The organism is Pseudomonas sp. 06C 126, assembly GCF_001855215.1.
GTDB classification, from domain to species: Bacteria; Pseudomonadota; Gammaproteobacteria; order Pseudomonadales; family Pseudomonadaceae; genus Aquipseudomonas; species Aquipseudomonas proteolytica.
On record NZ_MIFU01000079.1, the window covers coordinates 77,083 to 91,354 of the forward strand.

Consider the following 14,272-nt stretch of genomic DNA (forward strand, 5'->3'; position numbering starts at 1 on the left):
GCCTCTGGTAAATGCAAAAGGGGGAAGGGGAGTTAATCTCCCCTTCTCTTTATTTGAAATATTTCATGCCCAAGGATAGGAGCAATGTTCGTATGGACGACTTTGGTTATCATACGATTTGGGATATCACAGGTGCAGATGCGCGCTTGTTAAAAGATGCGCCGGCACTGCATGATTTTTTCCTCAGTACTTTGCAACGTTCACGCTTTACTGTACTTGACCATTTGACCCACAAATTCAATGTCGGCGGCGAGGGGGTGACAGGGCTCTATCTACTTTCCGAATCTCACCTTTCCTATCACACCTATCCAGAAAGTCATTACATTAGCATCGACGTCTATACGTGCGGCTCGAATAACTTGTCGATCAATGAAGGGATTCGCGTTTTTTTTGGTGGTGATGTAAAAGTCAAAAGCCGTACGTTGCTTCGTGGCAGCAATGTGGTAGTTGCGAAAGAGGTGGACAATGAAACTTGTCAATAATGGATTTATTAAGTTCGATTATCAGTTTCCACTGTACAATTTCTTTTTTCCTTCGCAGTCCATGAATGTCTTTCGCCCCAGCGAAACGCAGTTGTCAAACTTGCTGAATGGCGCCAATGCCAAGGCGAAGTCGCGGGCATTGTATTTTCATGTACCATTTTGCGAGGCTATCTGCTCTTTTTGTCCGTTCACTCGGGGCTTGTACAAAAATGCAGAGGATATTGATCGTTATACTAAGGCGTTGATAAAGGAAATCGAATATAAATCACAGCTAATGGACTTTAAAGCAGTTCCGGTCAGGGCGATATTCTTCGGAGGCGGTACGCCTTCGCTGCTCTCACCACAGAATATCAATGATATCGGTGAGGCCTTGCATCGATATTTTGACATGTCGACGGTTGAAGAATTCTCTTTCGAGTTCAACATCACCAGTGTCACGCGTGAACGCAATGTAGCGCTGGCTGACATTGGCGTTACGCATGCGCGCTTTGGTTTGCAGACGGTTGATCCTACCTGGCGCAAACTGTTCAATCTCAATGAGGATATTGTCGAAATCGAGCGCGCAGCCGATCTGTTGGTGCCCACGTTCGAGCATGTCCTGTGCGACATCATGTACGGTATGAACGGAAGCAATGAAGCCCAGACGCTGGCAGATATCGACAAAGCCGTCGAGTTGGGTCTTAGTAACATAGACATTTACCCCATCAACAACGTCGTCACCTCGGTAAAGCTCCACAAGCAAATCAAAGAGCGTACTGCTGAAGTTTTCCCGGCAATGCGTAAATTGAACATGAAACTGATGATTGATGAGCACATGCGACAGAAGGGCTACCTGCCTTACAACGGGCATGGCTACGTGCGGCGCACCAGTGCGCAACCGACGTTGATTACCCCAGATTACTCATTTATCTACCATGAGCACGTTTACGGCTATGCCGACCACGACCTGCTGGGTTTTGGCGTGGGCGCTATCTCCTCTGTAGCGGAAAACGTGATTACCAACACCTCGTTGCGCGAACAATATATCGCCAAGATGAGCGCTGGTGATTATGTCTGTCAGGTCAGCCAGCATGCCCCGGTGTTGGATCTGGTCAAGCCGGTTGTGCTGCGTCTTCCCTATCATGGAGAAATCGACAAATCCAGGGTAGCGATGAGCCAACTACCCCAAGGACTCCTGGCGCGTCTGCAGGAGTTGGTGGAAGCGGACCTTGTCACTGAAACCCCGACAAGCTTTGAACTGACCAAGCTGGGCTGGTTGTGGTACAGCAACATTATGTTTTACTTAATTCCCGAAAGTGAACAAAATATCTTGAAAAAAATAGTGTTTGAGAAGCTTAGTGCCGACGGAAGAGATATCACTCGGGATGAGTTGATTTATTCTGCAGGTTAGAACCACTTGGTAGGCAGTGGATATGCGCGCACTTACACTCAATCATGGAACCCAACGGCTCTCGATCGCTTTTTTTTTCTCGAAATGCGGTGAGTTTGCTTTCGAGACGGCGTTTGCTGTAGCCGTTGTAACGTTGACCGATGCCGATATTCTACTGATGGGCTTGGTCTACTTTTTTCGTTACTTACCCAGTGCATTGTTTTCTCCCGTAGGCGGCTGGCTGGCGGATAACGTTGAAAAAAAGTCTACGCTGGTAGTTGTTGAATTAATGAAGTGCGCCTTGGCAGTTGCGATGTTCGTGATGTTCGAGTACTCGCAACCGACGGTGGCGATGGTCATCGTTGCCTCCATGCTCATGACGGCACTTGACTGTTTGTATACACCGACATTTCGTGCTTACTTTCCCGATATTGTGCATAACGATGACTTGCCTTCTGTCAATAGTGCAATACAGGTCATTGAAGATATCTCTTCGATCATTGGCCCGCTTATATTTTCTCTTATTGCAATTGTTCTTGCGCCAAGCTATGCGTTTGCATTTTTTGCGGTAAGTTTGTTGGTGTCGGCCGCTTGTATGTTGATGTTGCTGTCGTCTGCAAGAACTACACAAGAGTCTTTCAATATACTGGCTATTTTCAAAGAAGCGACACGCAGCGTTGGCAGTCTGCGAAAATTCAACAAGCCACTCTTTACGGTCATCTGTTGCACTACGTTGTGTGCGATGTTTGCCACTTCAGTGATACGTTTTATATTGCCGGCTGCCGTGATCGAGCATTTTCAGTCGGAAGCGGCTGTTGGTTACATTTATTCCCTGCTTGCCTTGGGTACGGTGATGGGCGGTATGTTGTATGTGAAATTCAATGCGACGACCACGGCGCGTTCAGTCATTGTCTATTGGTTGTTGTATGGGGTGCTTTTTTTGTCCACGGCTATCGCCTTGCAATTCAATACGTATTTGTTTGTTTTGCTGTTGCTGTGCGTGGGGTTTATCGGTGCGTTCGTCGATATTGCAATTATTACCAATATTCAATGTTTGTCGAATCCACAGGAAGTGGGTAAGAACTTTTCGTTGTATTACTTTACGGCGGTCATTGGCGATGCTATGTCCGGGCTTATCGCGTGCCTTATGTTTCTCATCGTGGGGCCGGCTACTTTTATTGGCATGACGTTCATGCTGTGTATTGCACCCTTGGGTTGGAGCCTGAGAAGAGATGATGCAGATAAGGATCGTTTGTAGCGCAACCGTCCATCTTGAGGAGCGGCCTGGGGTGGTGGTTGCAGCTTTCGCAGGGAGCCATGATTTACTGGGGGCTGGCGCGCTGGTTTTGAGCGTGGAAGATGCATCGATAGCTCGCGTAATCGACTGCGTGGAAAAATGGCAGATTCCGTTGTTTGTGATACATCACGACGGGCAAGAGCAGTGCTCTCCCGCACTAGCCAAACTGCAGCCGACTTTGCTTCAGGCACCATTATCGGAGCACGCAGCCAATCGCATCATTGATGCCTCCAGGAGCTTCGAATCCAGGGCTCTACCAGCGTTCAGTTCGGCAATCGCGCAGTTTGTCTCAAAGAAACGACCTACGTTTGCCTGCCCAGGGCATCAAGGAGGGCAATGTCTGGATATGCACCCTGCCGGAGTGCGTTTCAAACAGTTGGTTGGGGCAGAGGTGTTCAGTGTGGATGTGCCCCACGCTGCGCCCGAGCTGGGTGATGTGCTCAGTCATGAAGGGCCGATCAAGCAGGCTGAGGAACTCGCTGCCAAGGTATTTAATGCCGACGAAACCTACTTTGTCCTCAATGGCACCTCGACCGCCAACAAGATTGTCACCAGTGCCTTGCTTACCGAGGGCGACCTTGTACTGATGGATCGGAACAATCACAAATCGGTGTATTTGGGGGCGCTGGTTCAAAGTGGCGCGCGTGCGGTGTATCTCGATAATTTTCGCGATGACTGCGGCGTACTGGGCGGCTACCGAAAAGGAGCCTTGCAAGAGGATCAGCTCAGAGCCCGGGCGAGCAAAATAGATGAGGCGAAGGCGAGGCAGGCAAGGCCGTTTCGCCTGGCAATCGTGCAACACGCCACTTGCGATGGTGTTGTCGTGGATGCTGGTGCACTGTTGGAACGAATCGGTCACCTGTGCGATTACGTGCTCTTTGATTCCGCATGGTTAGGCTACGAACCGTTTATCGATCTGCTTGCCCACCGATCGCCATTGCACATCCCGTTACTGCCGGATGCCCCGGGTATCATTGTGACGCAGTCTGTCCACAAGCAAATGTCCGGATTTTCACAAACCTCGCAGATCCATAAAAAGGATAAACATATCCAGTTCCAGCAGCGCTATTGCTCCAGTCGCGTGTTCAATAGCGCTTTCATGTTGCACTCTTCTACCAGTCCGTTTTATCCGTTGTTCATGTCCTTGGAGGTCAATGCGGCTATTCATGCTGATGGCCACGGTCAACGGCTATGGAGTGGCGCGGTCTCAATGGCCAATGAGTTCAGGCGCCAGGTCGATCAGCACTGCACGGTTATCAAGCCGTACTACGGCAACCGGACGTCACCCGGCGATCTTGCTTCGCAGGTCTATACGCAGGACTTTTGCCCTGTCAGTCGCGACGCAAATCCAATCGAACGCGGCCTGCATTACCTGGACCCCTGTAAGGTCATGTTCACGACGCGTGCGAATGAGGACGCGGTTGCCTGCGGGTACGTTTCGATCCCTGCAAGCATCGTCACTTGCTACCTCAGAGAGATGAACTTCACGCCGGAAAAATCTGATTTCTACAACTTCACCCTGCTGGTGTCGCCTTCTTCCGACGCAACGCAGTTGACCCGGCTGATGCACGCGCTGGAGCGACTGGAGCGAGCGCTGGCGCAAGGTGATCGGGTAAGCGACGTGTTGCCGTCGCTTGCGAGCAGTGGGCAGGGGTACGCAAACATTTCCTTGCGCGAGTTGTGCTGCGTCATCAACCAGCTGTTCCAGCATCATCAGATCCAACAGCTCCAATCCTCCATATTCAGCTCGGCGGCGCAGGCGCAGGCCGTGTTGACGCCGTATGTGGCAAACCAAGCCTTCGTACGTGGGCGCTCCAGTCTGATCGACATCGCAGATGCCGTTGGTTGTGTGGCGGCTGAAGGGGTCATTCCTTATCCGCCTGGGGTTATGTGCATCGCTCCCGGGGAGTGCTGGAATTCGGCGTTGGTTGGGTACCTCCTGGCCGTGCAAGCCTTGGCCAATCTCTATCCCGACCTTGCGCCTCATATCCAAGGGGTGCACTACGGCCAACATGATGACGGTACTTTGGCCCTTCAGGTCCATGTACTTGATGGCGTAACTGTTTGATATCCATGCGCACAGGACAATCGATGGTGGGTACTACAGCAGGTGCGAGCGAGCGAAAGTTCATTTATATCGACATGGACTCTTTTTTTGTCTCTGTCGAGCTTCTCGACGCGCCCCATTTAATGCATTGCCCCGTCGCCGTAGGGGGGACGGCTGCAGAGCGTGGAGTGATCAGTACAGCGAATTACATCGCAAGAAAGTTTGGCGTCAAAAGCGGCATGGCCACCGCCACGGCGCATCGTTTGTGCCCGGATTTGGTACTGCTGCCAACGCGCTTCGAGGCGTATGAAGCGATCACGCGAAAGCTCGACGAGATCTTCCGGCGATATACCGACAAAGTAGAGTTTCAGTCACTCGACGAAGCGGCTCTGGAAGTGACGGGGCAAACATGCTTCAACGGGTCGGCCACCCATATAGCTGCGCACATTCGAGCCACGGTCCAGCAAGAACTCGGCCTGACCGCCTCTGCTGGAGTGGCGCCGTTGAAATACTTGGCCAAGATTGCTTCGGAAATGCAAAAGCCCAATGGAATGTTCGTCATTACACCGAGTCAGGTGCGTGGATTTCTCGACGAGCTGGATGTTCGTAAAATTCCTGGCGTCGGCCCCAAGACCTACGCGGTGCTGGAAAACCTGGGTTGCCGCCAGTGCAAAGACATTACCGAGGACAAAATTCCGGCATTGATGCGTTATCTCGGCGTGCATGGGTTTTACGTATGGGAGCGGTGCCAGGGAATCGAAGAGGCGGATGAGCGGGGCAGTGATATCAAGTCTGTCGGCATTGAAAGAACACTGCCCTTTGATTGCGATGCGTTGTGCGATTGCCTGGAGGAGTTGGAGCGATTGTCGCAAGGCTTGAGGGAGCGTATTGCAGACATGGGAGATGACTACCTGATCACCAAAAATTTAGTAAAACTCAAGTTTTCCGATTTTTCGATCTCAACCACCGAGGCGTCGGCCAACAGCCTGTGCGCGCACACCGTTCAGTCTCTCTGTCGACTGCTCTGGGATACCCGTCGTGAAGGTAGGTCGGTTCGATTGATCGGGCTTTCGGTAAAAGTCCGGCGAAAGGTTCAGGACGATATTCAAATGGCATTTCCCTGGTAGCCAAGTCATTAACCTAGGTAGAAGGAGTCTCAAATGGTTAGGCGCTATGAACTTCCCAATTGCGCGTGGAATTCAATCGTGGACCTGATGTCGACAACGCAAAAAGCGGGTAGACCGCGTCATGACGATCGCCTGATGCTCAACGGAGTGCTTTGGATCGTGTGCTCCGGCGCAGCCTGGCGTGATCTACCGGAGCGGTTCGGAGCATGGTCGACGGTGTATCAACGCTATCGGGATTGGCGAGACGACGGCACGCTTGAGCGGATTCTGGATCGCCTGTGCGCTGGTATGAATGAGGGGGAGATGGTTGATATGGAAACCTGGACACTCAACCCCGCTCTGTTTCGAGAGCAGTTGGCATATCAAATTGCCTGAGCCTTGCATACCGCCCAGCGCCAACAGGGCAAAGCTGACACAGCAGTGTCGTGTGACGCTGACAGATTAACGTTGAGGCGCGCCGGGTCGCGCCTCAACGCTCGCGCATCGCCTCCGTCCTCGCCTTCAACACCGGCTTGAGCAAGTAATCCAGCACGCTTTTCTCCCCGGTAATAATGTCCACCGTTGCCACCATCCCCGGGATGATCAGCAGCGGTTTTTTCTCCCCGCCCAAATGGTTCTTATCGGTGCGCACCTGGATCAGGTAGAAACTGTTGCCCTTGTCGTCGGTAATCGTATCGGCGCCGATCAGTTCCAGTTTTGCCGCGAGCCCGCCGTAGATGGTGTAGTCGTAGGCACTGAACTTGACCATCGCCTTCTGCCCCGGATGCAAGAACGCTACGTCCTGGGGCCGCACTTTGGCCTCGATCAGCAGGTTGTCTTCCAGCGGTACGATTTCCACCATGTCGCTGCCCGGTTGGACCACGCCGCCGATAGTGTTGACCTTCAGTTGCTTGATTACCCCATGGACCGGCGAGACCACGGTGGTGCGGCTGACACGGTCATCAATGGCGATGCTGGTGGCGGTGATTTTCGATAGATCAGTGCGCTTTTCGTTGAGCTCCTTGGCCGCTTCCGAGCGGAAGGTCTGCACCGATTCGTCGATCTTGCTCTTGATCTCATTGATCGCCGACTCCGCCCGGGGGATCGCCAGGGTGGTGGCGTTCAATGAGCCACGGATCTCCACGGCGCTGCGTTTGAGGCGCAGGATTTCCACTGGCGAGACCGCGCCGGTGCCCACCAGCGGCGCCGACATGTTCATCTCTTGCTGCAGCAGCGCCAGGCTGGAGCTGAATTGGCCCTGCTTGGAGCGGAATTCCGCCAGCTCCTGGGTTTTCTGCCGCAGTTGTTCGCTCAAGGTCCGCTGTTCGCTGCTCAAGCGCCGCTGGCGTTGTTCGAACAACGAGCGTTCGTCCTCGGCCACTTGCGGGGCCTTGGCGATCACTTCATCGGACAATTTGAACGGCCGCCCCTCGGCCTCGGCAGACAGGCGTTCGACCTGGGCGGTGAGGGCATAACGGTCGACTTCGCTTTCGCCCTTGTTCGAGCGAAACCGCGTGTCGTCCAGTTGCAGCAACTTGTCGCCCTTGTCCACCATCTGTCCTTCGCGCACGTAAATCTGGGTGACGATGCCACCCTCCAGGTTCTGGATCACCTGCACTTTGCTCGACGGGATGGCCTTGCCTTCGCCCATGGTCACTTCATCGAGCACGGCAAAGTTGGCCCACAGCAGGGCGCAGATCAGCAGGCCGGCGGTGAGCCACACGATAATCCGTGAACGGCGCGGCGAATCCTGCAGTGCAGCGCCCGCCAGTTCGGGCATGAATTCGCTGTCGGCGGTTTTGCCAAAACTCTTGAAGTAGCCCGGTGATGAGGGAGTGGCTGACATGGTGGGGCTCCTAGACGGCGGCCGAGCCGACACGGCCCTTGCGCAATGCATCGATCACACTTTCTTTGGGGCCGTCGGCCACGATGCGGCCGTTGTCCAGCACGATCAAACGGTCGACCAGGCTGAGCATCGAGGTGCGGTGCGTGACCAGGAGCAACGTCTTGCCCTTGACCCATAGCTCCAGGCGCTGGCGCAGGGTTTCTTCGCTGCTGTTGTCCATGGCGCTGGTGGGTTCGTCCAGCAACAGGATCGGCGGGTCGAGCAGCAGCGCGCGGGCCAGCAACACCGCCTGGCGTTGGCCGCCGGACAGCAGTTGCCCGCGCTCGCCCACCGGCCGGTCGAAGCCTTGGGGGTGTTGACGGGCCAGCTCGCTGACGCCGGTCAGCTCGGCCACTTCGAGCATCCGCGCATCGCTGATATAGCGCGCGCCCAGGGTCAGGTTGTCGCGCAGGCTACCGGCCAGCAGCGGCAGATCATGGGCCACATAGCCCACTTGCTGGCGCAGGTCGGCCACGTCCAGTTGCCGCAGGTCGAGACCGTCGAGCAGCAATTGGCCCTCTTCTGGGGTGTAAAAACCCATCACCAGCCGGCCCAGGGTGCTTTTGCCCGAGCCGCTGCGCCCGATAATCCCCACGCGCTCGCCCGCCTTGAGCTGGAAACTGACCTGGCTCAGGGCCGGGGCGTTTTGTCCGGCGTAGTGGAAGGTCACCTGGCTGACTTCCAGGGCGCCCGTCAGTTGCGTGCGTTCCAGGGGGCGCTGTTGCGGATCGCGTTCCTGGGGCAGGGCCATCAACGCGTCGGTGCTGCGCATGGTCAATTGCGCCTGCTGATAGCGGGTGATCAACCCGGCGATCTGCCCCAGCGGCGCCAGTACCCGGCTGCCGAGCATGTAGGTGGCCACCAGCGCACCGACACTGAGGCTGCCGGCGATGATGCTGTAGACCCCGGCGACAATCGTTGCCATCCCGGAAAACTGCTGGATGAACAACGTGCCATTGGTGGCCAGCGCCGAGAGGTTGCGCGCGTGGCTATCGAGGCGGGTGAGGGCGCCATGGGTGCTTTCCCACTGGTGCTGGCGCTCGCTTTCGGCGCTGCAGGCCTTGAGGGTTTCCAGGCCGCCGAGGGTCTCGATCAACAGCGCCTGACGTTCGGCGCCCAGGCTCAGGCTTTTTTGCACGGTGTCGCGCAGGCGAGCCTGGATCAGCATCGCAAAGCCGATGGTCAGCGGGAACGCACACAAAGGAATGATCACCAGCCAACCGCCGAGCAGGCCGATCACCACCAGCATCAGCACGGCGAAGGGCAGGTCGATCAGGCTGGTGAGGGTCACGGCGGTGAGAAACTCGCGCAGGCCCTGGAAGTCATGGATGCTCTGGGCGAAACCGCCGATGGTGGCCGGGCGCGCCTTCATCGACATGCCGGTGATGCGCTCGAACAGGGTGGCCGAAAGAATCACGTCGGTCTTCTTGCCGGCGGTGTCCAGCAAGTGAGCGCGCACCACCCGCAGCACCAGCTCGAAACCCGTGCCGATCAGCAGGCCGATCACCAGGACCCACAAGGTCGACGTGGCCTGGTTCGGCACCACACGGTCGTAGGTCTGCATGACGAACAGCGGCACCATCAGGCCCAGCAGGTTGATCAGCAAGCTGGCGAGAATCGCATCGCTGTACAGCCAGCGCGACAGCTTCAAGGTGTCGCGAAACCACGCCTCGACCCGCGGCACCAATGGCGCGCGCAGGTCTTCGATCTCGTGCCGTGGCCGGGCGAACAGGGCCTGGCCGCTGTAGGCCGCGTCGAGCTCCTCGCGGCTGACCCACTGTTCGCCGCCTTCGGCTTCGCTGGGCAGGATCAGCGCCTGGCCATCCTCGCTCCAACGCCGCAGCACCGCGCAGCGGCCTTCGTTGAGCAGCAGCAGCACCGGCAGGTTGAGCGCCGATATTGCCTTCAAGTCCCGGCGCAATACCCGCGCCTGCAAGCTGGCCCGGGCCGCTGCCCGTGGCAGCAAGTCCAGGCTCAGGCGTTGTTGCGCCAAGGGCAGGCCGGCGCTCAGGCTGGCGCGGCTGACGGTACAGCCATGCAGCTTGCACAGGATCAGCAGGCCGTCGAGCAACGGGTCATCAAAGCTCTGGCGCGGGTCGACGCCCGGGTTCAGCGGTTCCATCTGGCTCACGGCGGTCTGCTCCACGTCGTTGGCTACTTCAGGTCAGGCAAGTGGGCTTCGCTTCTGACTTCCGACTGGGCAATGGCTTCGGCCGGCACCACCACGCGCTCCTTGTTCAGCAGCTCGCCCATGTTGGCCAGCACGCGGTACATGGAGAACTCTTCGGTGTAGCGCACTTCGGTATAGCGCCGGTTGGCGTTGTACAGCTCGTTTTCACTGTCCAGCAGGTCCAGCAGGGTGCGCTGGCCCAGGCCGAACTGATCCTGATAGGCCGCACGCACCCGTTGGGTGGTTTCGGCGTATTCGCGGGCGGTGGGGGTCTGGATGCGTGCGTTGTCCATGGCGTGCCAGGCCAGGTTGAGGTTCTCGTTGAGCATGCGCAGGGCGTTGTTGCGGATGTCCATGGCTTGGTTGATCTTGTGCGAGTCCGACGCCAGTCGGGCCTTGTCGCTGCCGCCACGGAACAGGTTGTAGTTCATCACCACGCCCACCCGCCATTCATTGTCGTGGCCCAGGTCGCCCTGCACATTGTTATTGGCGCCCACCGCAGCCTCGGCGTCGAAGCGTGGGTAGAACGGCGACTTGGCTACTTCGTACTGACTCTCGGCGGCCATCACATCGGACTGGGCGGATTTCAGATAGGGGTTGTTCTCCAGCATGCTGCGCCGCGCACCGAGTTGGTCGGCGGGCAATTGACCCTTGATCGAGGCTGGGCTTTCCAGTTCGTCCGGCATGCGCCCTACCACACTATAAAAATTCGATTCGGCGTCTTGCAGGTCGACCATGGCGGTCTGGTAGTTGTTGTCCGCCAGGGCCCGACGGGCGGTGGACTGGTCGCGGTCGGCGGTACTGCCGATGCCACGCTCGGTGCGCAGGCCGATCTGATCGGTGACCCGCAGGTGCGCCTGCAGGTTGTTCTTGGCCAAGGTCAGCAGGTCGCGGCGCTTGAGCACTTCCAGGTACACCTCGACGGTGCGCAGGGCCAGGCTTTCGGCAGTGCCGCGGGTGTAATAGGCACGTGAGTTGACCACGGCGCCGGTGCGTTGCACTTCGTTGGAGGTGTTGAAACCGTCGAACAGCATCTGGCGCAGGCGCAGTTCCGACTGGGTGTAATTGTCGGTCTCGGTGTGGTGGTTGCCGCCGCGGGCGCGGGTGGTGCTGTTGTCGCTGTAGCCGCGGCCATAGGCGGCATTCAGGTCGAGGCTGGGATAGAAGCCACCCTTGGCGACTTTCACATCTTCGTCGGCCGACAGCCGGCTGTTACGGCTGGCATTGAGTTCCGGGTGAGTGTCCAGCGTGCTTTGGATCGCTTGGGTCAGCGACATCGCTTGGGTGTTGGTGCATGCCATGGCGATCAGAATGGCGCTGCAGAGGGGGGTAAAGACGCGCATGGGAACATCTCCTGTGTATCAGTGCTGCTGGTCTGTCGCCATTTATTTGACGAATTTAGGGGGCAAACCGTCTCAGGCTTGTAACAACAGAGCTAAGAACATTTGCAGGAGGACCTAAGAAGAATTTCTCATAACGTTTATGTCCAAAAAAACTTATGCGTTCTGCGTGAAGCAAGACATTGTTCAAAGCACAAGCCTTGAGTTATGTGCGCTTCGGCGCATTTTCAGGGCCTTGGAAAGTTCAATCGCAAGTGCAAGCGGATCGTGGGGTAGCGGAAAAAAGGGAATTTAAGGGTGACGGTTTTTTGTCACTCGGTCCCTGGGAAGGCTCTCTGCAAGCGGGTCGAAGCGCGGTTTGGCGGCTGATTTGAATCAGTTTTGTGCCACTTCCGGGCGAAGGTCCGGGCCACTGGATCCACTGCATTTGTGCACGTAACCGAGGTGCCGACTACTGGGGTCGGACAGGGAGATAAGCACATGGCCAAGTTAATCGGTGTTGTCAGCAAGGTGGTTGGGGAAGTCTTTGCCGTGGCGGGAGATGGCAGCCGCCGGAGCCTGATCGAAGGCGACCGACTGTTTGCCGGCGAGCAGCTGCAGACCGGCGCGGCCGGTGCGGTGGCGGTGCAACTGACCAACGGCCATGAGCTGACCCTGGGGCGCGACAGCAGCCTGGGCCTCTCCCCGCAACTGCTGGCCGGCCAGGCGCCGCAGGTTCATGGGTCTGAAGACCTTGCGCCGAGCCAGGCGCAGTTGACCGATGTGCAGCAACTGCAAAAAGCCATTGCTGCCGGTGCCGACCCGACCCAGACCGGTGAAGCCACGGCTGCTGGCCAGACCGGCAGCACAGCGGCGGGTGAGTTGGGCGGTGGGCACTCCTTTGTGCTGCTGACCGAAGTCGCCGGGCGCGTGGAGCCGGTCATCGGCTTTCCGACGGCGGGCTTTGGCGCGATTCCCGAGTTTCCGTTGTTCCAGGTCGCCGGCCAGCCGGATACCGGCAACGACCAGCCGGTGGTGGTGCCTCCCGACAACCCGGTGAGCCTGGGCGGGCTGGAGGTCGAGGGCGGTGAGTTGACGCTCGACGAGGCCAATCTTGCCCAAGGCTCGGCCAGTAATCCGGCGGCGCTGGTGCAAAGCGGCACCTTCAACGTCTCGGCGCCCGATGGCCTGCAAAGCCTGACCGTGGGCGGCATCAGCGTGGTCAGCGGCGGGGTGGTCAGCAGCTTCCCGCAAACCATCACCACCGGGCTGGGCAACACCCTGAGCATCACCGGCTACAACGCGGCCACCGGGGTGATCAGCTACAGCTATACCTTGACCGGCAATGAGGCCCATCCGTCAGGTGGCGGCACCAACAGCCTGGGCGAACAATTTGCGGTGGTTGCCACCGATGGCGACAACGACACCGCCACCGGTTCCCTGGATATCACCGTGATCGATGACGTGCCCAAGGCGCTGGACGACAGCCACGAGGGCAGTGCGTCGGAAAGCCTGTTGACCCTCAGCGGCAACGTATTGGACAACGACACCCAGGGAGCGGACCGTATCGCCACCGGCCCCATCGTCGGCGGTACCTTCACCGGCCAATATGGCACCCTGGTCCTGGCTGCCGATGGCAGCTACACCTACACGCTGAACACCGCCGACCCTGACTTTGTCACGCTGCAGGGCGGTGGCAACGGCACGGAAACCTTCACCTACACCCTGACCGACGCCGATGGCGACAGCAGCACCGCCAACCTGGTGCTGCAAGTGCATAACAACGACGATCCGGTGGTGATCGGTGGCATCAGCATCAATGGTGCCGACCTGACGCTTTATGAAAAGAACCTGGTGGACGGCAGCAGCCCCGACGCTGGCGCGCTGACCCGCACCGGCAGCCTGACCGTGTCGGCAGCGGACGGCTTGCAGAACCTGTCCGTGGGCGGTATCAGCGTAGTGTCCGGTGGTGTTGCCGCCGGCTTCCCGCAATCGATCGCCACCGGCCTGGGCAATACCCTGACCATCACCGGTTTTGACCCGGCCACCGGAGTAATCACCTACAGCTACACCTTGACCGGCACCGAGGCGCATCCAACGGCGGCGGGGGTGAACGAACTGACCGAAAGCTTCAGCGTGATCGCCAGTGATACCAACAACAGCACGGCCACCAGCACGCTGCATATCAGTGTGGTGGACGACGTACCGACCGCTGCCGATGACAGCAATGCGCAAGTGGCGTCTGAAAGCCTGTTGACCCTGACTGGCAGCGTGCTGGGCAATGACGTGCAAGGCGCGGATCGGGTCGCCACCGGCCCGGTAACTGCGGGTACGTTCACTGGTACTTATGGCACCTTGCAGCTCTTCGCCGACGGCAGCTATGTGTACACCCTCGATAAGACCGACCCACAGTTCATGGCTCTGAATGGTGGCGGCAGCGGCACTGAAACCTTCACTTATCAATTGAACGACAGCGACGGTGATACCAGTACCGCCAGCCTCGTCTTGCAGGTGCATAACAACGACGATCCAGTGGTATTGACTGGTCTTGAAGTGAACGGCGGGGAAGTCACCGTCTACGAGAAAAACCTGCCGCT

Annotated in this window: 9 protein-coding genes and 1 pseudogene; 7 read left to right on the forward strand and 3 right to left on the reverse strand. The window is 57.5% G+C overall.

Translation table 11 applies throughout. The features are described from left to right. The first annotated feature begins 92 nt into the window (after positions 1-92). The 6 genes and pseudogenes from speD to BHC62_RS11945 all read left to right on the forward strand — a co-directional run. A complete protein-coding gene (speD, locus tag BHC62_RS27385; protein WP_071610030.1) occupies positions 93-482 on the forward strand; it encodes an adenosylmethionine decarboxylase in 390 nt (129 codons plus the stop codon). After that, positions 466-1,872 (forward strand): coproporphyrinogen-III oxidase family protein, encoded by a 1,407-nt coding sequence (locus tag BHC62_RS11925; RefSeq protein ID WP_070995128.1) that lies wholly within the window; start codon positions 466-468, stop codon positions 1,870-1,872. Before speD ends, BHC62_RS11925 begins: the two co-directional genes overlap by 17 nt. Positions 1,873-1,894: 22 nt before the next feature. After that, complete coding sequence (locus BHC62_RS11930; protein ID WP_070995129.1) at positions 1,895-3,109, forward strand: MFS transporter; 1,215 nt, start codon at positions 1,895-1,897, stop codon at positions 3,107-3,109. Beyond that, positions 3,084-5,216 (forward strand): ornithine decarboxylase, encoded by a 2,133-nt coding sequence (locus BHC62_RS11935; protein ID WP_070995130.1) that lies wholly within the window; start codon positions 3,084-3,086, stop codon positions 5,214-5,216. The genes BHC62_RS11930 and BHC62_RS11935 overlap by 26 nt, the downstream gene beginning before the upstream one ends. A gap of 26 nt (positions 5,217-5,242) precedes the next feature. Continuing rightward, a complete protein-coding gene (dinB, locus tag BHC62_RS11940) occupies positions 5,243-6,322 on the forward strand; it encodes a DNA polymerase IV (RefSeq protein WP_256324338.1) in 1,080 nt (359 codons plus the stop codon). Positions 6,323-6,355: 33 nt separating this feature from the next. Further along, positions 6,356-6,584, forward strand: a pseudogene (locus BHC62_RS11945) (transposase); the annotation flags it as partial. 207 nt (positions 6,585-6,791) lie between these two features. Here BHC62_RS11945 and BHC62_RS11950 read toward each other — a convergent pair. Genes BHC62_RS11950 through BHC62_RS11960 form a run of 3 tightly spaced genes read right to left on the reverse strand, consistent with a single transcriptional unit; the run spans position 6,792 to position 11,699 of the window. Continuing rightward, complete coding sequence (locus tag BHC62_RS11950) at positions 6,792-8,147, reverse strand: HlyD family type I secretion periplasmic adaptor subunit (protein WP_029292388.1); 1,356 nt, start codon at positions 8,145-8,147, stop codon at positions 6,792-6,794. A gap of 10 nt (positions 8,148-8,157) precedes the next feature. Then, entirely contained in the window at positions 8,158-10,317 is a 2,160-nt protein-coding gene (locus BHC62_RS11955; protein WP_070995133.1) for a type I secretion system permease/ATPase, read from the reverse strand. Between the two features lie 23 nt (positions 10,318-10,340). Then, positions 10,341-11,699 carry a TolC family outer membrane protein gene (locus BHC62_RS11960; RefSeq protein WP_029292390.1) on the reverse strand — a complete coding sequence of 453 codons (1,359 nt, stop codon included), beginning with the start codon at positions 11,697-11,699 and terminating at the stop codon, positions 10,341-10,343. 477 nt (positions 11,700-12,176) lie between these two features. On the opposite strand from BHC62_RS11960, the gene BHC62_RS11965 reads away from it, so the two are divergent. Further along, positions 12,177-14,272 (forward strand): retention module-containing protein (locus BHC62_RS11965; protein ID WP_143007530.1); only part of this gene is annotated, 2,096 nt, incomplete at its 3' end.